20 protein-coding genes are annotated in these 19,671 nt (G+C 62.8%); 9 read left to right on the top strand and 11 right to left on the bottom strand.

Features of this window, described 5'->3' with window-relative positions:
• Positions 1–470, bottom strand: a 470-nt coding sequence (locus ACQY7U_RS21975; RefSeq protein WP_428649371.1) for an aldehyde dehydrogenase family protein, incomplete at its 3' end; no start/stop codon positions are given.
• A 3-nt stretch (positions 471–473) separates the two neighbouring features.
• Entirely contained in the window at positions 474–860 is a 387-nt protein-coding gene (locus ACQY7U_RS21970; RefSeq protein WP_428649370.1) for a 5-carboxymethyl-2-hydroxymuconate Delta-isomerase, read from the bottom strand.
• 103 nt (positions 861–963) lie between these two features.
• On the opposite strand from ACQY7U_RS21970, the gene hpaR reads away from it, so the two are divergent.
• Complete coding sequence (gene hpaR, locus ACQY7U_RS21965; protein WP_428649367.1) at positions 964–1,416, top strand: homoprotocatechuate degradation operon regulator HpaR; 453 nt, start codon at positions 964–966, stop codon at positions 1,414–1,416.
• A 175-nt stretch (positions 1,417–1,591) separates the two neighbouring features.
• Here the strand turns inward: hpaR and fahA are convergent, their stop codons facing one another.
• The 6 genes from fahA to ACQY7U_RS21935 are packed head-to-tail and all read right to left on the bottom strand — an operon-like array spanning position 1,592 to position 7,642.
• Positions 1,592–2,827, bottom strand: coding sequence for a fumarylacetoacetase (gene fahA, locus ACQY7U_RS21960; RefSeq protein ID WP_428649365.1), 1,236 nt, complete (start codon positions 2,825–2,827; stop codon positions 1,592–1,594).
• A 15-nt stretch (positions 2,828–2,842) separates the two neighbouring features.
• On the bottom strand, positions 2,843–3,472 hold the full coding sequence (gene maiA / locus ACQY7U_RS21955) for a maleylacetoacetate isomerase (RefSeq protein WP_428649362.1): 630 nt from the start codon (positions 3,470–3,472) through the stop codon (positions 2,843–2,845).
• Positions 3,469–4,824: a homogentisate 1,2-dioxygenase gene (gene hmgA, locus ACQY7U_RS21950; RefSeq protein WP_428649360.1), complete on the bottom strand. Its 1,356-nt coding sequence runs from the start codon at positions 4,822–4,824 to the stop codon at positions 3,469–3,471. The genes maiA and hmgA overlap by 4 nt, the downstream gene beginning before the upstream one ends.
• Positions 4,821–5,039, bottom strand: a complete 219-nt coding sequence (locus tag ACQY7U_RS21945; protein WP_428649357.1) for a DUF2783 domain-containing protein — start codon at positions 5,037–5,039, stop codon at positions 4,821–4,823. The genes hmgA and ACQY7U_RS21945 overlap by 4 nt, the downstream gene beginning before the upstream one ends.
• A gap of 3 nt (positions 5,040–5,042) precedes the next feature.
• On the bottom strand, positions 5,043–6,665 hold the full coding sequence (locus ACQY7U_RS21940) for an FAD-dependent oxidoreductase (protein ID WP_428649354.1): 1,623 nt from the start codon (positions 6,663–6,665) through the stop codon (positions 5,043–5,045).
• 26 nt (positions 6,666–6,691) lie between these two features.
• Positions 6,692–7,642 carry an MBL fold metallo-hydrolase gene (locus ACQY7U_RS21935; protein ID WP_428649352.1) on the bottom strand — a complete coding sequence of 317 codons (951 nt, stop codon included), beginning with the start codon at positions 7,640–7,642 and terminating at the stop codon, positions 6,692–6,694.
• 180 nt (positions 7,643–7,822) lie between these two features.
• Here ACQY7U_RS21935 and ACQY7U_RS21930 point away from each other — a divergent pair, with 180 nt between their 5' ends.
• Entirely contained in the window at positions 7,823–8,314 is a 492-nt protein-coding gene (locus tag ACQY7U_RS21930) for a MarR family winged helix-turn-helix transcriptional regulator (protein WP_428649349.1), read from the top strand.
• Positions 8,315–8,509: 195 nt separating this feature from the next.
• On the opposite strand, the gene ACQY7U_RS21925 is transcribed toward ACQY7U_RS21930, so the two are convergent.
• Together ACQY7U_RS21925 and ACQY7U_RS21920 are read right to left on the bottom strand one after the other, a co-directional pair.
• Positions 8,510–9,865 (bottom strand): aspartate aminotransferase family protein, encoded by a 1,356-nt coding sequence (locus ACQY7U_RS21925; RefSeq protein WP_428649346.1) that lies wholly within the window; start codon positions 9,863–9,865, stop codon positions 8,510–8,512.
• A gap of 19 nt (positions 9,866–9,884) precedes the next feature.
• Complete coding sequence (locus ACQY7U_RS21920; RefSeq protein ID WP_428649344.1) at positions 9,885–10,679, bottom strand: IclR family transcriptional regulator; 795 nt, start codon at positions 10,677–10,679, stop codon at positions 9,885–9,887.
• 137 nt (positions 10,680–10,816) lie between these two features.
• On the opposite strand from ACQY7U_RS21920, the gene ACQY7U_RS21915 reads away from it, so the two are divergent.
• The 6 genes from ACQY7U_RS21915 to ACQY7U_RS21890 all read left to right on the top strand — a co-directional run bounded on the left by ACQY7U_RS21915 (position 10,817) and on the right by ACQY7U_RS21890 (position 17,297).
• Positions 10,817–11,752, top strand: a complete 936-nt coding sequence (locus tag ACQY7U_RS21915; RefSeq protein ID WP_428649341.1) for a tripartite tricarboxylate transporter substrate-binding protein — start codon at positions 10,817–10,819, stop codon at positions 11,750–11,752.
• 62 nt (positions 11,753–11,814) lie between these two features.
• Positions 11,815–12,354, top strand: a complete 540-nt coding sequence (locus ACQY7U_RS21910; RefSeq protein WP_428649338.1) for a tripartite tricarboxylate transporter TctB family protein — start codon at positions 11,815–11,817, stop codon at positions 12,352–12,354.
• Positions 12,355–12,364: 10 nt separating this feature from the next.
• Positions 12,365–13,888, top strand: a complete 1,524-nt coding sequence (locus ACQY7U_RS21905) for a tripartite tricarboxylate transporter permease (protein ID WP_428649336.1) — start codon at positions 12,365–12,367, stop codon at positions 13,886–13,888.
• A gap of 5 nt (positions 13,889–13,893) precedes the next feature.
• Positions 13,894–15,381 carry an aldehyde dehydrogenase gene (locus ACQY7U_RS21900; RefSeq protein WP_428649333.1) on the top strand — a complete coding sequence of 496 codons (1,488 nt, stop codon included), beginning with the start codon at positions 13,894–13,896 and terminating at the stop codon, positions 15,379–15,381.
• A gap of 26 nt (positions 15,382–15,407) precedes the next feature.
• Entirely contained in the window at positions 15,408–16,646 is a 1,239-nt protein-coding gene (locus tag ACQY7U_RS21895) for a Tm-1-like ATP-binding domain-containing protein (RefSeq protein WP_428649331.1), read from the top strand.
• A gap of 3 nt (positions 16,647–16,649) precedes the next feature.
• Positions 16,650–17,297: an HAD family hydrolase gene (locus ACQY7U_RS21890; RefSeq protein ID WP_428649329.1), complete on the top strand. Its 648-nt coding sequence runs from the start codon at positions 16,650–16,652 to the stop codon at positions 17,295–17,297.
• 136 nt (positions 17,298–17,433) lie between these two features.
• Here ACQY7U_RS21890 and ACQY7U_RS21885 read toward each other — a convergent pair whose 3' ends face one another.
• Positions 17,434–18,393, bottom strand: coding sequence for a helix-turn-helix domain-containing protein (locus ACQY7U_RS21885; RefSeq protein ID WP_428649326.1), 960 nt, complete (start codon positions 18,391–18,393; stop codon positions 17,434–17,436).
• Between the two features lie 126 nt (positions 18,394–18,519).
• Between ACQY7U_RS21885 and ACQY7U_RS21880 the strand changes: the two genes are divergently transcribed.
• Positions 18,520–19,545, top strand: coding sequence for a carbon-nitrogen hydrolase family protein (locus ACQY7U_RS21880; protein ID WP_428649323.1), 1,026 nt, complete (start codon positions 18,520–18,522; stop codon positions 19,543–19,545).
• Positions 19,546–19,671 lie beyond the last annotated feature (126 nt).

Raw genomic sequence — 19,671 nt, 5'->3', positions numbered from 1 at the left:
GGAACGCGGGTGGTGATATTCATCAGGGTCGGCGAGGGCAGGGACTGGCCGTCCCTTGCCGCTGGCACCTTGTCGGCAAAGAAGCGAAAATTCTCCGCGCCCCGGAGGGCTGCCTTGGACATGAAGCGCAATGCCTGACCGGTGTCCCAGCATTCGCACAGCGCAATTTCCTCGGCGCGCGCGACGATCCCGTCTGCGATCCGGTGCAGGATCTTCTTGCGTTCGGTGGCAGGCACGTCGCGCCAGGCGGGGAAGGCGGCCTTTGCTGCCCTGGCAGCCGCGTCGATATCGGCGGCACCTCCCTTTGCGACCTTGGCAATGAAGCTTTCGTCCACCGGCGAACGGGTCTCGAAGGTCTCCCCGGAGGCAGCAGCAAGGGCCTCTCCGCCGATCTGGTTGAGAATGCCGGTTTCCTTGAAGCGAGCCAGATGGCCGTTCAATTTCCGGATGTTTTCCTGAAGGTCAGACATGGGTCAGTCATTTCCCAAATGGTCGCGAATGGTGCCCGTCTTGGGCGAGAGGTCCGGATCGATGTCCCGCATTTCCAGGGAAAGGGCGAGAGAACGTTTTGCCAGGACCGGCGCAAGGAAGGCTTTGGCGGCGTCGAACAGGCGCTGCGTTGCGTCCCGCTTCACCTCCATCGGCCGCCCGGCGCGCAGGCGCACGCAGATGTCGATGAAGGCGTGCTTCGGGTTGCCGTCGGCAATGCTGTAGTGCTCTGCCTTGAGCGCGCGCACGCGCAGGCCCGGCATCGGAAAGGTCTCGATGGTGGCCGCTTCCGCCCGCAAATGCTCGCAAAGCGCCTGGATATCGACACCTTCTTCAAGGTTCGCGGAATATTCCAGCGTGATGTGCGGCATGGGAGTTCCTTAACAAGACAATATTTGCTATGTTAAATATATTGAAGTGCCAGAGTCAAACTTTTTGTGTGCAACAGGACGTCAATTCGCTATGGACCGGGACATGACCGAAAAAGACGACAAGGCTCGCGGCAAGGAACTGCCTTCGACAAGACGCTCTGTTCCCATCGCGTTGATCAGGGCGCGGGAGAAGGTCATGGGGCCAATCCGGGAGATGCTCGCCGACAGCGGCATCACCGAGCAGCAATGGCGGATCCTGCGGGTGCTCGAGGAAAATGGCCCCCAGGATGCTTCGACCCTGGCGGAAAAGGCCTGCCTTCTGCTGCCCAGCCAGACGCGCATCGTCCAGACACTCGTGGAAAAAGGGCTGGTGACCCGTCAGGCCGACGGCAGGGACCGCCGCAAGCAGACGGTTGCCATCACCGACGCCGGCCGGCGGATCATCGCGGACAATCTCGGCGAAGCCCAGGCGATTGCCGCGCGCATCGAAGAGGTGATCGGCAAGGAAAGGCTGGCTCAGCTACTGGATATTCTGGACGATTTCCAGAAGCTTTGAGGGCTGGAGTGGCGTTGGTTCGGATTTTGCGCGGTGATTTATCCGCACACTCACCCTCATCCTGAGGAAGCGCGTAGCGCTGTCTCGAAGGATGGGCCGCTTGCTCATGCGGAACCGGCTTGTAGCAGCTGTCAGGAAAAAGCCGGCGCAATCGGCGCCGGCCTTCCAATGCTGATCAATCCCGCGCCGGGAGCAGTTTACCCGTGCACTGACCGAAACCTATCCGGTAGCCGTTGCCATTCGCGCTGCCGCGCAGGGTCATGGTGTCGCCGTCCTCGATGAAGCTGCGGGTGCCGCCGTCGATCTCGATGGGCTCCTTGCCGCCCCAGCTGAGTTCCAGAAGCGAGCCCCGGTTGCCTTTTTCCGGCCCGGAGATGGTGCCGGAGCCGAGCAGGTCGCCGACGCGCATCGGGCAGCCGCAGCTGGTGTGATGGGCAAGCTGCTGGGCGGCGGAATAATACATTTCCCGGTAGTTGGTACGGGAGATCACGGTTTCATTTCCGCCTTCCGGGGTGAGGCCGACTTCAAGGTCGATGTCGTAGAGCATCGGTCCCGGCTCCTGAAGATAGGGGAGCAGTTCGAAATCGCGCTCCGGCGTGGAGACCCGGAAGGGTTCCAGCGCGGCGGCGGTCACGATCCACGGGGAAATCGTGGTCATGGTGGCCTTTGCCTGGAAGGGGCCAAGCGGCTGGTATTCCCAGGCCTGGATGTCGCGCGCCGACCAGTCGTTCAAAAGCACGTAGCCGAAGATGTTCTCGAAAGCAGTCGCGACCGAGATCGGACCGTTCGAGGGCTGGCCGACGATGGCGCCCATTTCCAGTTCGATATCGAAGCGCTGCGACGGACCGAAGCGAGGCACCTCGTCGTTCGGGCCCTTGAGTTGGCCGTGCGGACGGCGCACGTCCGTGCCGGAAACGGCGACCGATGAGGCGCGGCCGTTATAGCCGATCGGAATATGCAGCCAGTTGGGCGGCAGGGCGTTTTCAGGTCCGCGGAACATGGTGCCGACGTTGAAGGCATGATGCCGGCCGGCATAGAAGTCCGTGTATTCGGAAACGGCGAAGGGCATGTGCATCTGCGCGTCCGCTATCGGCACCAGGTGGGCGGCAAGCTTGTCCTTTGCGTCGGAGCCTTCTTTCAGAAGATCGGTCAGCGTCTTGCGCAGGCGGGACCACTCCATGGTGCCGAGCGCCATGAAGGCGTTCCAGCTGCCGGTCAGAAGCGTGCCGCCGAAATCGAGGGTGCCGGTTTCTTCCAGCGCCTGCAGGTCGAGGATGCGGTCGCCGATGGCGGTGCCGCAACGCGGCGTGCCGCCTGCAACGGAAAAGACGCCATAGGGAAGATTGTTCAGGGGAAAAGCCCCCTCAGGCTCGTTGGCGCTGTCGACCCACGAGCGAAGAAGTCCAGTCATGTTTTCAAGTCCTTGTCAGGCCGCGTCCGGCTGATTTTCCGGACGGGCCGCATCGAATTCGGAAAGGGCAAGGCAGCGGGTCTCGATCTCCGTCAGCCGCTTGAACGGCGCAAGGTCGAGGCCCCAGCGATGGGCGTTGTAGAGCTGCGGCACCAGGCAGAGGTCGGCAAGCCCCGGCGTGTCGCCGAAGCAGAAAGACGTGTCCTCTCCGATCATCCGGCCGAAGGCCTCAAAGCCCTTGGCCATCCACTCGTTCATCCACGCCACCGCCTCGTCCTGGCTGTGCCCCATTGCTTTCAGCTTCGCGACTACGCGCAGGTTGTTGACCGGGTGGATATCCGTGGCAATGACCAGGGAAGCGGCCCGGACATGGGCGCGCTCCACCGGATCTTCCGGCAGGAGGGCGGGCGAGGGCCGCGTTTCCTCCAGCCAGTCGAGGATTGCCATGGACTGGGTCAGCACCGTGCCGTCGTCGAGTACCAGCGCCGGAACACCCTGGCCCGGGTTCAGCGAGACATAGTCCGACGAGGACTGCTCGCCCTTGACCAGATTGACCGGAACGGACTCGTATTGAAGTCCCTTCAGGTTGAGGGCAATCCGGATCCGGTAGGACGTTGTCGAGCGCCAGTAGGTATAGAGTTTCATTTGGTTCCCGGTGTGCCGTCGAATTTCTTTTCCAGGGACTCCCAGCAGTCAATGTAGTCGTCCTGCAGGGGAGCTTCCTTGCCGGCGAATTCGGTCAGGTGCTGGGGGAACCTTGTTTCGAACATGAAGGACATGGTGTTGTCCAGCTTTTCCGGCTTCAGGTCGGCATTGGAAGCACCTTCAAAGGCGTTCTTGTCCGGCCCGTGCGGCAGCATCATGTTGTGAAGGCTCATGCCGCCCGGGACGAAGCCCTGCGGCTTGGCATCATACTGACCGTAGATGTTGCCCATCAGCTCGGACATGATGTTCTTGTGGTACCAGGGCGGGCGGAAGGTATCTTCCATCACCATCCAGCGCTCGCGGAAGAGCACGAAGTCGATATTGGCCGTACCCGGAACGCCGGACGGGGCGGTCAGGACGGTGAAGATCGACGGGTCCGGATGGTCGAACAGGATTGCGCCGATGAGGCAGTAGTTGCGCAAATCGTATTTCACCGGTGCGTAGTTGCCGTGCCAGGCCACCACGTCCAGCGGCGAATGGCCGATCTCGCAGCGGTGGAACTGGCCGCACCATTTGACGGTGACGGTCGAGGGCGTTTCACGATCCTCGAAAGCGGCGACCGGCGTCTTGAAGTCGCGCCGGTTGGCCATGCAGTTGGCGCCGATCGGGCCGCGGCCGGGCAGTTCGAATTTCTGGCCGTAGTTTTCGCAGACGAAGCCGCGCGCCGGGCCTTCCAGAACCTCGACCCGGTAGACGAGGCCGCGCGGGATGATCGCGATTTCCTTCGGCTCCAGATCGATGATCCCGAGCTCGGTCGCAAAGCGCAGCCGGCCTTCCTGGGGCACGACCAGCAGTTCGCTGTCGGCGGAGAAGAAATAGTCGTCCACCATGGATTCGGTCACGAGGTAGATGTGGCTCGCCATGCCGACCTGGGTGTTGACGTCGCCCGCCGTCGTCATGGTGCGCATGCCGGAAATCCAGGTCAGCGCCTCGCCGGAATGGGGCACCGGATCCCAGCGGTACTGGCCGAGGGAGGTGACGTCGTCCAAGACATTCGGCGCGGACTTCCAGTAGGGAACGTCGATCTTGCTATAGCGGCTGGAATGCTTGACGGACGGGCGGATGCGGTAGCACCAGGTGCGTTCGTTCTGATGGGACGGTGCCGTGAAGGCCGTGCCCGAGAGCTGCTCGCCGTAAAGGCCGTAGTTGCACTTCTGCGGGCTGTTCATGCCCTGCGGCAGGGCGCCCGGCAGCGCCTCGGTTTCGAAGTCGTTGCCGAAACCCGGCATGTAACCGGAAGTGATCGTGGTGCCGTCCGCCTGTGTCAGGCCCGGCTTGTCTTGGATATTCATGAGTTGTCTCCTTCAAGGACGCTTCCGGGCTTTGCCGCCGCGCCAAGCGCGGACTTCAGAACGGCGCGGTCGCCGATATGATTGGCCAGAAGCAGGACAAGTCTTGCGTTGAGAGCAGCGCTCTGTGCGGCGTCGAGGCCCTCGTGGGCACCGATCAGCTCGGCATAGAAGCCGTCCGCATCGGGGAGGTTCGGTTTGGTGTTGAGCGATGACATGGCTCAGTCCTTTCCGCAGGCTTTGCTTATGGCCGCCCGAACGGCAGCTTCGTCATAGGCCGGCCAGCGCGCGGCGACGTGCTGGTCGGGCCGGATCAGGTAGACGGCGGAGACCGCGTCACCGAGATAACGTTCCTTCAGCGCTCCCGACGGATCGTCGCTTGCCGAGACCGCCAGCCGACGGGCGCTCACGCCATCTTCCTCAAGTGCCTCCGGCGCATCGGCGTCGATGGCCAGTATGACGAAGTCGTTGCCGAGTTTCTCCAGAAGGAAGCTGTCGCCCAGCGGTGCGTCCGGGCAAGGGCTGCCGGCCCGTGTGCGGGCCGGGCCGCCGGCGAGCACGTCCGGTCCGTTAAGGCTGAGGCCGTCATAGGTGCAGGGTACGCTGAGACGGCCCGAGTTGACCAGAGGCCGGGCAAAGTCGTAGTGCTCGGCGAGATCCAGAACCGCATTGCGGAAGATGTGGCTGATCTCCGATTTCGGGGTGATGAAATCGGTCGAGCGGGTCGAGTTCAGGATGTTCTCGTCGGCGCCGTGGATGCGCTCCTCGTCATAGCTGTCGAGCAGGCTTTCCGGGGCCTTGCCCTTTATGACGAGACCGAGCTTCCAGCCGAGATTGTCGACATCCTGCATGCCCGAATTGGCACCGCGCGCGCCGAAGGGGCTGACCTGGTGCGCGGCATCACCCGCGAACAGCACCCGGCCGTGGCGGAAGTTTTCCATCCGCTTGCACTGGAAGGTGTAGATCGACGACCAGACCATCTCGTAGTCCACATCCGGACCCAGCATGGCGTCGAGGCGGCGGCGGATATTCTCTTCCTTCATCTCCTCCTTGCGATCGACGTCCCAGCCGATCTGGAAGTCGATGCGCCAGGTGTCGTCCGGCTGCTTGTGCAGCAGGGTGGAAGCGCCCGAGCCGTGGGAGGGTTCGAACCAGAACCAGCGTTCGGTCGGGAAGTCCGCCTTCATGCGGATGTCGGCGATCAGGAAGCTGTCCTTGAAGACCCGTCCGGAGAAATCGAGACCCAGCATGCCGCGCAGGGGCGAGTTGGCCCCGTCGCAGCCGATCAGCCAGTCGGCTTCCAGCTTGTAGGGCCCGTCCGGCGTCATGATGTCGAGAACGACGTGATCGTCCTTCACCTCGACCGCATCCACGCGGTTCTTGCCGCGCAGTTCGATGGGCGCACCCTCGGCCTGGAGCTCGCGCACCCGGTCGACCATGAACTTCTCGAAATAGGGCTGCTGCAGGTTGATGAAGGCCGGGTACTTGTGGCCTTCCTCCGGAAGGAGGTTGAATTCGAACACCTTGCGGTCCTCGTGAAACACCTTGCCGAGGTTCCACACGACGCCCTTGTCGACCATGGGATCGCCGCAGCCGTAGCGGTCCGCGACCTCCAGGCAGCGCTTGGCGAAACAGATGGCGCGCGAGCCCATGCCGATGCCCTCATGGTCGTCGAGGACGACCACCGGAATGCCCTGAAGGCCAAGGTCGAGCGCGGTGGCAACCCCGATGGGGCCTCCGCCCATCACCACCACAGGATGCCGGACGGGCGCGGAGGCGTCCTGATCCGGCGAGCGCTTATAAGGGTACAGCTTGAAAGCCAGCGAATATCGGTCCTGAAACATCGGATCTCCTCCTGCCCGTTTCGGGATCAGCCTTGCAGCTGTTCCCACATTTCCAGATCGCGCTGGGCCGTCCAGATGCGGGGCGTGTCGATGCCGCGGGCTTCGTCATAGGCCCGGGCGACGTTGAACGGCAGGCAATGCTCGTAAATGGCGTAGTCCTTGAACTTCGGATCGCAGGTGGCGCGGACCGCGTCCCAGGCGTCCTTCAGGCTGCCGCCCTTGGAAGCGATCTGCTTGACGGGGGCATAGGTGCTGTCGACGAAGTCGCGCGTTGCGGCCAGCGCCGCATCCACCATGTCGCGGCCCACAAGAGCGTCGCCGCGTCCGGGAGCGATGAACTCCGGGTCATAGGCCTTGACCGCGTCGAGCGTCTTGCCCCAGTCCTCGTAGTGGCCGTCGCCGCAGTAGCAGGCGGAGTGGTATTCGACGATGTCGCCGGTGAACATGGTCTGCGCGTCCGGCACCCAGATCACGCTGTCGCCGGCAGTGTGCGCGCGGCCGATCTGCTTGATTTCCACCTTCCGCTTGCCGAGGTAGACCGTCATCTGGTCGGAGAAGGTGGTGGTCGGCCAGGTCAGGCCCGGGATCGACTCATGACCTTCGAAGAGGCGCGGGAAACGCTGGAACTCGCTGTCCCAGTCCTCCTGACCGCGTTCCACAACCATGGCGCGGGCCTTGTCCGACATGATGATCTGCTCGGCCCCGAAGGCGGAGGCGCCGAGGACGCGCACGGCGTGGTAGTGGGTCAGCACCACGTGGGAGATCGGCTTGTCGGTGACTTCGCGGACTTTCTCGATGACCTTGCCCGCAAGGCGGGGCGTTGCCTGCGCCTCGACGATCATCACGCTGTCGTCGCCGATGATGACGCCGGAATTCGGATCGCCTTCCGCCGTGAAGGCATAAAGGCCGTCACCGATTTCGGTGAAGGAGATCTTCTTTTCGCTCATGTCGCCCTGGGATGCGAACGCCTTTGCCATCGATTGGAATCCTCTTGCTGTTGTCTGCTGCCCCGATGCCTGTGTCCGCTTCACCGGATCCGCGTTGAGCGGGAGCGGGAGTGCGTCGGCAATTTGGTTGCAAATGTAACTATCTTGTTATCGTTGCATGTGCAACGAAAGTCAATATCCTTTCACCCACATTGTTCCGGAGGCATGCGAGTGACAGAAAAACCCTTCAATCTCTCCGCATTTCTGCCCTACCGGCTGGCGGTTCTGTCCGAACGCATCAGCCGGAGGATCGCTGCCGACTATGAGCGCACGCACGGGCTGACGGTCGCCGAATGGCGGGTGCTGGTCCACTTGCTGCGTTCGGGGGAAGTGTCCGTTCGCGAGATCCAGACCTGCGTCAATCTCGACAAGCCGCGTGTCAGCCGCGCGGTCGCGCGGCTGGAAAAGGCGGGGCTGGTCCGCAAGGTGCCGGGAGCGGCGGACGCCCGACTGGTTGCGATCTCGCTCACCGGCAAGGGGCATGGTGCGCTGGCCGATATCCTGCCTGCGGCGGAATCAGTCGAGGCACGGCTACTTCAAAGCCTGAGCGCGGACGAATATGAGAATTTCTGCGCCGTCATGGAAAAGCTTCACGGCGTGCTGGATGCCGACCCGCAGGCCCGGCCGCGCTCGCCGATGGATACCGAAGGCCTTGGGGAGTGAGAGGCTGCACGCTGGGAGCCACTCTCACCACCTTGTCTTCCCGGTCTTGTCGCGTAGCGACAAGACCGGGATCCGGTAAGCCGTGGGGTCAAAGCTGGAAAAGTGCTCTGTTCTTATCGGTTACTGGATCCCTGACGGAGTTCATGCCCGCGAAGGCGGGTACAGGGATGACAATTCGGGTCGGATTTGCTGCCCTCAGGCAACAGCCGCAAAGCCCGCATCAAGCGCGTTCAGCACCGTGTTCACATGCTGCTCGGTAAGGACGAGCGGCGGGGACAGAATGATGTTGTTGCCCGAAACGCGGATCATGGCGCCGTTTTCATAGGCCGTCCGGTGCACGCTGCCGATGGTCTTCTTGTCGATGGGCGTCTTGGAGGCCCGGTCGGAGACAAGCTCAAGCGCGCACATCAGGCCATGTCCGCCGCGCACGTCACCGACAAGCTCATATTTCTGCTTGAACGCCGTCAGGCCCTTGAAGAGCTGTTCGCCCCGGGCGGCGGCATTGTCCTTGACTTGCAGGCGTTCGGTCTCCTTCAGGCAGGCGATGGCGGCAGCCGCGCCAACCGGATGACCGGAATAGGTGTAGCCCGAACCTATGGCGCCCTTGCCGGTCTCGTCCTTCTCGAAGACCTCTGCGACGCCGTCGGACACCATCACCGCGCCGAAGGGGAAATAACCGTTGGTGATGGCCTTGGCGCAGGTCAGCAGGTCCGGCCGGACGCCCCAGTGCCGCGAACCCGTCCAGCTGCCGGTGCGCCCGAAAGCGGTAATCACCTCGTCGGCGATCAGTAGGATGCCGTGGCGTGAGCAGATTTCCCTGACGCCCGGCATGAAGCTTTCATGGGGAGGGATGACGCCGCCGGCGCCCAGGATCGGTTCCATGATGAAGGCGGCGATGGTGCCCGGATCCTGGAACTTGATCTCGTCTTCCAGCGCGGCGAGGCAGAGCTGGGCAAGCTTCGCCGGGTCTGTTTCGTTGAATGGATTACGGTAGGTGTAGGGCGCGGGGATATGATAGCAGCCCGGCATGAGAGGTTCGTAGGCGGTCCGGAAATTGGCGTTGCCGTTGACCGAAGCGCCGAGCGTGTGGGTGCCGTGATAGCCTTTCTTCAGGCTGAGGAATTTCACCCGGCCCGCCTCGCCGTGCAGCTTGTGATACTGGCGTGCCAGCCGCAGGGCGACCTCGACGCTGTCCGAGCCGCCGGAGGTGAAGAAGGCCCGGGAAAGCCCGTCCGGTTCGAAGAAGTCCCGCAGCATGGTGCTGAGTTCGATGACCGCATCGTTGGTCGTGCCGCGGAAGATGGAATAATAGGGCAGTTTCTCGAGCTGGGCGGCAATGGCCTGTTTCACGGGTGCGCAGGAATAACCGAGGTTGACGTTCCACAGCCCTCCGACCGCATCCACGGTCCGGTGCCCGTCGATGTCCGTGATTTCGACACCGTCGCCGCCGACAACGATCTCGGGCGGGTTGGCCAGACTGTCCGCGGGATGGGCCATCGGGTGCCACAGGTGGCGGGCATTGTGTTCCTTGAGGAAGTTGGAATCGTGCATGGTGAACCTCATGTGGCGTTCAGGAAAAGTGTGACGGATCGGTTTGACCGGGCAGGGGCAGGTCCGGATAGGTCCCGCCAAGGGACCGGGTCGCCGAGCGGGCAGCCGTGGCGAGCGCCACGGAGATTTCCGAAAGGCGGTCCGGCTGGGCGCGTACCGAAGGGACGGCAACCGACAGGGCGCCGATGACCTCTCCGGCGGCTCCGAAGACCGGCGCCCCTTGCGAGGTCACTTCCTCGTCGTAGGTGCGGTCGAGATGGCTGAGGCCCGTGCGCCGAGCCGAGGCTATGAGGGGGGTCAGTTTCTCCGGGTCGACAATCGTATTCGGGGTGAAGGCATCGAGATTTGCGGCCAGCACTTCCCTGCGCAGTCGCTCCTCGGCGAAGGCAAGAACGGCCAGGCCGGACGAGGTCGCGTGAAGCGGCAGAAGTTCGGCTTCGTCGAAATTCACCTTGATGCCATGCATCTGCGGGTCGAAATGAAAGACCGGCGACAGCATCTGACCCTGCAGCAGCGAGGCATGGGCAAGTTCGCCGGTTTCCTGTGCAAGCCCTGTGACGACGGGGCGCAGGATGCTGCGCACCGGATTGGTTGCCTCGCGCACTCCGGTTAGCCGCAGGATCGCCGGTCCCAGACGATAGGCGCGGGTCACCGGGTGCTGTTCCAGAAAGCCGTTCTGTTCCAGTTCGACCAGATGCCGATGGACGGTGGCCTTGTCCCGTCCGGTCAGCCGTACGAATTCGCTCAAGCCGATCTCGGGCCGCTTCCGCGAAAAACAGTTCAGCATTTCAAGGGCTTTTGAGATCGTTCCCATCAGAGGGGCCTGTGTTCCGTTTTTTTGGAATTGGTTTCATTTGCAACTAGCTTGACAGAATTCTCGCAGGTGTGCAAGAATAATTGATACCAGTGGTTCAAATAATAAACCGATACCTTCCAGCAGGAGAACCCGGAATGAAGAAACTAGTTTTGGCAACAGCTGCGCTCGCGGCCCTGGGTCTGCCGGGCATCGCGGCGGCCGAATATCCCGAAAAACCGGTGGAATTTGTCGTCCCTTTCCCTCCGGGAGATCTTGAGGACGTCCTCACCCGCATGATCGCGGACGAGTTCCAGGAAACTTACGGTGTTCCGGCTGCTGTCGTGAACAAGCCCGGCGGCGGCGGCGGGCCCTTCCCGGGGGCGGCCGAAGTGGCCGCGGCGCCTGCTGACGGTTACACGGTCGGGTCCTTTGTTGTCGGCGTTCCGCTGGTCGGGCCGCAGGTCGGCATTCCCGCACTCAATCCCAACCCGTTCGAGCCGGTCGGCATTTTCCTGACCTATCCCTTCGTCATCGCCGCCTCCAAAAACGCGCCCTATGCCTCGATGGAGGAGTTGGCGGCCCATGCCAGGGACAATGACGTAGCCCTCGGTCATTTCGGATCGTTCCTGATCCCGACGCAGGTGACCTTTGCCCTGGCGAAGAAAATGGACTTCGACTACGCCAGCGAGGCTGCGTTCGACGCGCTCGACTGCAACACGCTCGCTTCCGGCGATGCCGACGTCATCAATACGACGCTGCAACTGGTCCTGCCGTGCCTTGATCAGGTCAATGTCCTGGCATCGGTCGGCGCCAGCAGAATTCCCCTGACGCCGGACAGCCCGACCGTCGGAGAGCTTGCCCCGGATCTGAACATCTCGCTTTGGAACGGCCTCTTTGTTCACAAGGACACGCCCGCCGACGTGCGCGAGAAGATCGCGGCGGTCGCCTCCAAGGTTGTTACCTCCGAGGCTGCTGCGAAACTGGCCGCGGAAACCGGGGCGCTGATCTACTGGCAGAATGCCGCTGAATCGGCCGCGCAGATCGAAAAGGACGCCAAGACCCTGTCAACAGTCGAAGCGCTGCTTCAGTAGCAACTGGAAACGGTTCGCCCGCGCCACACCGCGCGGGCGAATTGCCCTGCTAAGGAGCAATCATGAGCCGCATCAAGACACTTCAGGACCTGTTCAAGCGCTATCGCCGGCCAGGCGATCTCGTCTTTGCCATGTCCTTCTTTGTCCTTACGCTTGTTCTGTTGGCATTCCTGCCGTCCGAAACCACCTGGGTGAAACGCACGAAACTCTTTGCCCAGCCAGCCTTCTGGCCGACGATTGCCATTGCGGTCATGGCCGTGTTCAGCGCCCTGCACCTGATCGGTGCGCTCGTCTCCGAACGTATTCCGGGGCGGTTGGCGGAAGTGATCTACTGGATCCGGTCCATCGAGTTCGCGCTCTGGTTCATGGCTTATGTCGCCATCGTGCCTGTGCTCGGTTATCTGCCGTCGACGATCCTCTTCTGTGTCAGCCTGGCATGGCGCATGGGCTATCGCAGCCTGCGCTGGACCTTCGCGTCCATCCTGTTCGCCGTTGCAGTCGTCGTGCTGTTCAAATCCTTTCTTCAGGTCAAACTGCCTGCCGGCCTCGTCTACGAGGCGCTTCCCACCGGGATCCGCAGTTTCATGATGACCTACCTCTGAGCCGGAAAAGATGGATACACTTCTCTCTGGGCTGGAACTGCTCGCCCGTCTCGACGTTCTGATCGCCCTGTTCATCGGCTCCATCGGAGGCGTGATCATCGGGGCGATCCCCGGCGTCGGACCGGCGGTCGCCATCGCCATTCTGCTGCCGGCCACATTCGCGCTGGAGCCGCTGGTGGGGCTCACCATGCTGCTTGGCATCTACGGCTCCTCCATGTTCGGCGGCGCCCTGCCGGCGATCCTGATCAACACGCCCGGCACGGCTGTCAACGCGCTGACCACCTATGACGGTCACCCGATGACAAAGAACGGTCAGGCCCTTCGCGCGCTCGGGCTGGCCTACGGGGCGTCGTTCATGGGGGGAATTCTCTCCATCATCGCCCTGATCCTGTTTTCGCCCGTGCTGGCAAAGATCGCGCCGATGTTCGGCAGCCGCGAGATCTTCCTGGCGGCGCTGCTCGGGGTGTTGCTCGTCATCATCGCCCATCGCGGCCAGACGTTTGCCGCCGGCATGCTGGCCGGGCTCGGGATCTTCCTCGGAACCATCGGCCTGGAACCGGTGAAATACACCCAGCGTTTCACCTTCGGTCAGGAATGGCTGTCCTCGGGCGTCAATCTGATCGTCGTTGTGCTCGGGCTGTTCGCCATCAGCCAGGCTTTCATGCTCCTCAACGATCCGGAGTCCGCGCCCGAGGCCAAACCCATCCGGGGCCGGATGTTCAAGGCCATGGCGGAAGTGTTCCGCTACAAGCGCATCGCCTCCGTCGGAGCCGGTTTCGGCGTGCTCATGGGCATGATTCCGGGCGTGGGCGAATTCACCGCACAGTTCCTGTCCTACACCTATGCGCAGAAGACCTCGAAAGAGCCGGATCTCTTCGGCAAGGGCTCACCGGAAGGCCTGGTGGCGTCCGAAGCCGCCAACAATGCGGTGCCTGCGGCGGCCATGATCCCGCTACTTGCCCTCGGTATTCCGGGAGAGGCGTTGACCGCGATGATGCTGTCGGTCTTCTACGTCCACAACGTCATTCCGGGGCCGGGCCTGTTCCTGAATAAGCTCGACTTCATCTACGCGCTCTACATCGCCATGATCCTCCTGAACGTGATCGTCGTGGTGTTCATGCTGTTCTCCTCGAACCTTCTGGTGAGGATCATCCGCATTCCGACGCGCTTTCTCGGCATCATGGTGCTGACCTTGAGCTTCGTCGGCGTCTATTCGCTGCGCAACTCCGTGACCGACTGCGCGATTGCCGCCGGATTTGGCGTCTTCGGCCTGATCCTGAAACGGCAGAACCTGCCGATCGTGCCGATCATCCTCGGCATGGTTCTCGGCGGCATCATGGAGGTGAAGCTTCGCTCCGCCATGGCGCGGGTGAAGACACCGCTCGACTTCGTCGACCGGCCGATTTCCGCCACCATCGCGGCGGTCATCATCCTGCTGATCCTGTTCCACTTCTGGGGGCTGTGGAAGGAACGGCGGCTGAAGGAGCCGGAATTCTCCCATGACCATGATGTTCACGATTCCCAAATGAGGTAATGGAAATGCTCGATCCGGATCGTATCGAGGCGCTTCGCAACCAGCCGCAGGCGCCCGCCTCCCATGTGATCGGCGGCGAACTCCGTCCCGCCTCCGATGGCGCCGTTCTGGAGGTGATCTCGCCCATCGACGGCAGTCTCCTGACGACCGTCCCGAAGGGCACAAGAGAGGATGCAGAGGCCGCCATTGCCGCCGCCCGCCGGGCGTTCGACGAAGGTGGCTGGCCGGAAATGGCGCCGGCAGCGCGCAAGAAGATCCTGCTGAAGTGGGCCGACCTGATCGAGGCCAATGCGCTGGAGCTGGCAGTGCTCGGCGTGCGCGACAACGGTACGGAAATCGGCATGGCGCTGAAGGCCGAGCCGATGTCGGCGGTTGCCACGATCCGTTATTACGCCGAGGCCATCGACAAGATCGGCGGCGAGATCGCCCCGACCGCGCCCGGCAATCTCGGGCTCGTGCACAAGGAACCGGCCGGCGTCGTCGGCGCCATCGTGCCCTGGAACTTCCCGCTGATGATCGGAGCCTGGAAACTGGGCCCGGCGCTTGCCGCCGGCTGCACGGTTGTCCTGAAGCCCGCCGAAACCGCTTCGCTGACGCTGCTGCGAATTGCCGAGCTGGCCCTTGAAGCCGGGCTGCCCGCCGGGGTGCTCAACGTGGTGACGGGCGAGGGCGCCGTTGTCGGCGATGCGATTGCCAGATCCATGGAGGTCGACGTGCTCGTCTTCACCGGCTCGGGCGCGACCGGGCGGCGGCTTCTGGAAGCTTCCGCGCAGTCGAACATGAAGCGTGTCTATCTGGAACTGGGCGGCAAGTCGCCCAACATCGTCTTTGCCGATGCGCCGGATCTCGACGAGGCCGTGAAAGTGTCGGCCAACGGCATCTTCCGCAATTCCGGCCAGGTCTGCGTTGCCGGTTCCCGGCTGCTGGTCGAGCGCAGCCTGCACGATGCCTTTATCGAAAAGCTTAGCGCCTTCACAGAAACCATGAAAGTCGGCGATCCGCTCGACCCGGCCGTGAGTGCCGGGGCGGTCAACTCGCTCCGCCAGCTGGAGCAGAACCTGGCCTTCGTCGAGGAGGCGCGCGCGCAAGGCCGGACCATCGTCACCGGCGGGACGCGTATCCTTCAGGAAACCGGCGGCTACTATATGGCGCCGACCATCGTCACGGATGTGAAGCCGGACGACAGGATTGCCCGCGAGGAAGTCTTCGGGCCGGTGCTTGCCGTTCTTCCCTTCGACACGGAAGACGAAGCGGTGGCGATTGCAAACGGCACGGACTACGGCCTCGCAGCAGCCGTCTGGACCGGCAACCTTTCCCGTGCCCATCGCATGATCCGCCGGATCCGGGCCGGGGTCGTCCACGTCAACACCTATGGCGGGTCGGACCTCACCGTACCGCTCGGCGGGGTGAAGCAGTCGGGAAACGGCCACGACAAGTCCCTGCACGCCTTTGAAAAATATCTCGACCTGAAGACCGCCTGGATCAAGCTGTGACGGATCTGGCGGGAGAAGAGGAAAACATGTCTGACCGGACCATTCTCGTTGTGGGCACCTATGACACCAAGGACGACGAACTGAACTACATTTGCGACGTCATCCGGGGGCAGGGCGGCCATGTGCTCACCATGGACGTGAGTGTCCTCGGTGATCCGTCGAAACCGGCCGACATTTCCAAGCACGATGTTGCCGGGGAAGGCGGACACACCATCCAGGAAGCCATCGACGGCGAGGACGAGAACCTGGCCATGCAGATCATGGCAAAGGGTGCGGCCGCGCTCACCGCGCGTCTTTATAGTGAAGACCGCTTCGATGGCGTGCTGGTGCTTGGCGGCACCATGGGAACGGATCTGGCGCTTGATGTCTGTTCGGCACTGCCCCTGGGCGTGCCGAAATACATTGTCTCGACCGTCTCCTTCTCTCCCCTTATCCCGCCCGAACGCCTGCCTGCCGACATCCAGATGATCCTGTGGGCGGGCGGGCTTTATGGTCTGAATTCCGTCTGCAAGGCATCGCTCAGTCAGGCGGCCGGCGCGGTTCTGGGCGCGGCCAGGGCGGTCGAGAAGCCGAAGCTTGAAAGACCGCTTATCGGCATGACGTCCTTCGGCAAGACGGTGCTGCGCTACATGGTGGCACTGAAACCGGCGCTGGAGGCGCGAGGCTTCGAGGTCGCCGTCTTCCATGCCACAGGCATGGGCGGGCGGGCCTTTGAAAGCCTTGCCGCGGAAGGGGCCTTTGCCGCCGTCATGGACTTCGCGCCCCAGGAAGTCGGCAATCACCTGATGGGTTCGGCAATCAGCGCCGGAGCCGATCGGATGACCAATGCGGGCAAGGCCGCCATCCCGCAAATCGTTTCGACGGGCTGTTATGACCTGGTCGATTTCATCGGCTGGCAGGAGGCTCCGCAGAAGGTTGCGGGGCAGGAGGTCCACGCCCACAACCGCCTCTTGTCCTCCGTCATGATGACCACGGACCAGCGTCGTGAGATGGCACGGGAAATGTGCAAGAAGCTGGCGGCGGCAAAGGGCCCGGTGACCTTTCTCCTGCCGCTTCGCGGCGGCAACGAATGGGACCGGGAAGGCGGGCCGCTCTCAAGCCCGGAAGGACTGAAGGCTTTCAACGAGGAAATCAGGCAGGCCTGCCCGGCAAATGTCACGCTCATCGAGATAGATGCCCATATCAATGACGCCGCCTTTTCCGAGGCAGCCCTTAAGGTGCTGGACGGCTGGACGGCCTCCGGCATCGTGAAGGGAGCCGCCTGATTCATGAAGGAAGCTTTGGTTCTCGACTTCGGCGGCGTCATATCCAGAACGCTGTTCGAAACCCATGACCTTTCGGAAAAGGCACTCGGTCTTGCTCCCGGAACCCTCACCTGGCGCGGGCCCTTCGACCCGGCAGGTGATGCTGCCTGGCGCGCCATGCAGGCCGGCGAGATGAGCGAGCGCGACTACTGGGCGCTCCGTATGCGGGAGACCGGCGAGCTGGTCGGCGAGACCTGGACCGAGTTCCCGCAATTCGTCGGCCGCGTCCGGGGCGCGGAACCGGCAGCCGTCATCCGCCCCGAGGCCCTGGCCGTCATTGGGCGGGTCAAGGGTGCGGGCAAGAAGCTCGCGATCCTCTCCAACGAACTTGATCTCTTCTACGGCAAGGATTTCCGGCAGAAACTGCCATTCCTGGAGCTCTTCGACGTCATCGTCGATGCCACCTATACCGGCATCCTGAAACCGGACCCGAGAGCCTATGCGAGCGTTTCAACGGAGCTGAACCTGCCGCCGGAGGCCTGCGTCTTCGTCGACGACCAGAAGAAGAATGTCCGTGGCGCCGTTGAGGCCGGCATGGTCCCCGTTCATTTCGACGTGACGGCGCCGGGCGAGAGCTACGCCGCGGCCTTGCGCCTGCTGGGGCTGGATTGAGCAGCAACACACTCTTATCCGGTAACCGAGAAGCCCACCCACAACCTCATCCTTCGAGACAGCGCTTCGCACTTCCTCAGGATGAGGTGGTTGGGTTACTGGCGGCCGGTTTGTGTCTCTTGCCGCAATAGCCGGATCAATCTCCCGCCCCAACATTCCGCCAGTCTCTCGGCGACAGGCCGTGATGGCGCTTGAAGGCGGTCGAGAAGTGCTGGAAATTGGAAAAGCCGTTGCGCAGGGCGATTTCGGAAACGGTCAGGCCCGAGCAGCGCTTGTCCCGAAGATCGGCTGCGGCCGCATCCAGTCTCTTCACGCGGATAAAGCCGGAAAGCGAACTGCCCTCCTTCGCAAATACGGAATTCAGCCGGCGCACCGACAGCCCCATGGCGGCTGCGACCATGGTCCGGTCGAGTTCCGGGTTGCCGAGCTGGCTGGCGATCCACGCCTTGGTGCGTAACAGGACCTGCCGGTCCGGGGCGGACAGCTCCGCCGTGCCCCCTGCCACCGAGGCCAGCCCCGTTGCGATCAGGTCAATCAGGGTTTCCTGCACCATGGCCTGAAGTGTGGGGTCGTCCGTTCCGGCATGGTGGCTGAAGGCCAGGATGTTATCCCGTACCAGCTGGCCCAAGCCCGATTGCCCGTCAATGCGGTGTCCGGCCACCATGCGCGCGTTGGGAAACCGGGCCAGAAGCCTTTCCTTGGGCAATTGCACGACCATCTGGGAAAAGCCGTCGTTCAGCTCCAGCCGGTAGGGGCTGGTGCTGTCGTAGAGCACCATGTCGCCGGGTCTGAGGTTCGCCTGAGCTCCGAACTGGGAAATGCGGGCGCCCCGTCCGGTTTCCAGGGACAGGAGGAAATATTCCTCGCTGGCGGTGCGGATATCGCTCGGCCGCCGGTCGACTGTGTGGGCAAGGCCGGAGACTTCGCTGATCGACAGCATGGAATGCTGCGTGGTCTTCAGGAGGCCCTTGAAGCGGGTCAGATTTTCGGTTTCGCAGCCCAGCCGGACAAAACTCTCGCAGACCGCATCCCGCCAGAACGCAAACCGGTCGCGTGGCGCAACCTTTGCCGTATCGTACCGGATTGTCGTGTCCATGCCTTGAATCCTCTTCTGCCTCCGATCTTGCCGGAGCTTCCCAAAAACGCAAGTTTTATGGCCCGGACGCGAAAGCCGGCAATTTGCGGAACTGGCAGTCTGTCCCGATCAATTCGGGAGAGGACCATGGAAAAGGAATTCAAAGTCGCGGCCGTTCAGGCCGCCCCCTGCTATCTCGACCTGCGCTCTGGTGTCGAGAAGGCAATCGGCTACATCGAGGAAGCTGCAAAAGCCGGAGCGCGGCTTGTCGCCTTTCCGGAAACCTGGCTGCCGGGGTATCCGAACCATATCTGGCTCGGTTCCGTTGCCTGGAGCATGCAGTTCACGCAAAGCTATTTCGAGAACTCCGTCGAAGCCGGTTCCGACGCAGACAGGGCCATCGCGGAAGCCGCGCGCCGGAACGGCATTCAGGTCTCCATGGGGCTGAGCGAACGCGACGGTGGTTCGCTTTATATCGCCCAGTGGCACTATGACGAGAACGGCAATGTCATCCAGCGCCGCCGGAAACTGAAGCCGACCCATGTGGAGCGCACCGTCTTCGGAGAGGGGGACGGGTCTGATCTGGCAGTCAACGAAACCGCGCTCGGCCGCGTCGGCCAGCTCAGCTGCTGGGAGCACCTGCAGCCGCTTTCCAAATACGCCATGTACGCGCAGAACGAGCAGATCCACTGCGCGGCCTGGCCGAATTTCGCGCTCTATAACGGCGGTGCCCATGCGCTCGGCCATGAGGTCAACAACGGCGCCAGCATGGTCTATGCGGTGGAGGGAAGCTGCTTCGTGCTCGCCCCATGCGCCACCGTCGACAAGGCCATGCAGGATCTCCTGTGTGAAGGCGATCCGCAGCGCGAAGCCCTGCTCCGCCTCGGCGGTGGTTACACGCGCATCTATGCCCCGGACGGCCGCTCCATCGGGTCGGATCTGCCCGACACCGAGGAAGGTCTGGTCTTCGCCGATATCGACCTCGGCCTGATCGCCCTTGCCAAGGCGGCAGCGGACCCGGCGGGGCACTATGCGCGCCGCGATGTCACCCGGCTTTTGCTGAATTCCGAGCGGCAACGCCCTGTCGTCCATTTCAGGGAGTTTGCCGGAGAGGCGTTGCCCGAGGCGGAAAGCGACGATGAGCAACCGGTCACGAGCGAAGCGGCGGAGTGAGTCTGTGCGGGCTGCCAACCGGCAGCCCCGCAGAACATCCAGACACGTAATACCCGCAAACTCGACCTCATTCTGAGGAGCCGATTTGGCGGCGTCTCGAAGGATGGGCAGCTAGCTCAGAGTATG

The sequence above is a fragment of the Roseibium sp. genome, from assembly GCF_050301095.1.
Lineage (GTDB): Bacteria > Pseudomonadota > Alphaproteobacteria > Rhizobiales > Stappiaceae > Roseibium.
Note: the sequence above shows the minus strand (reverse complement) of the source record. Positions and strands in the feature narration are given on the sequence as shown.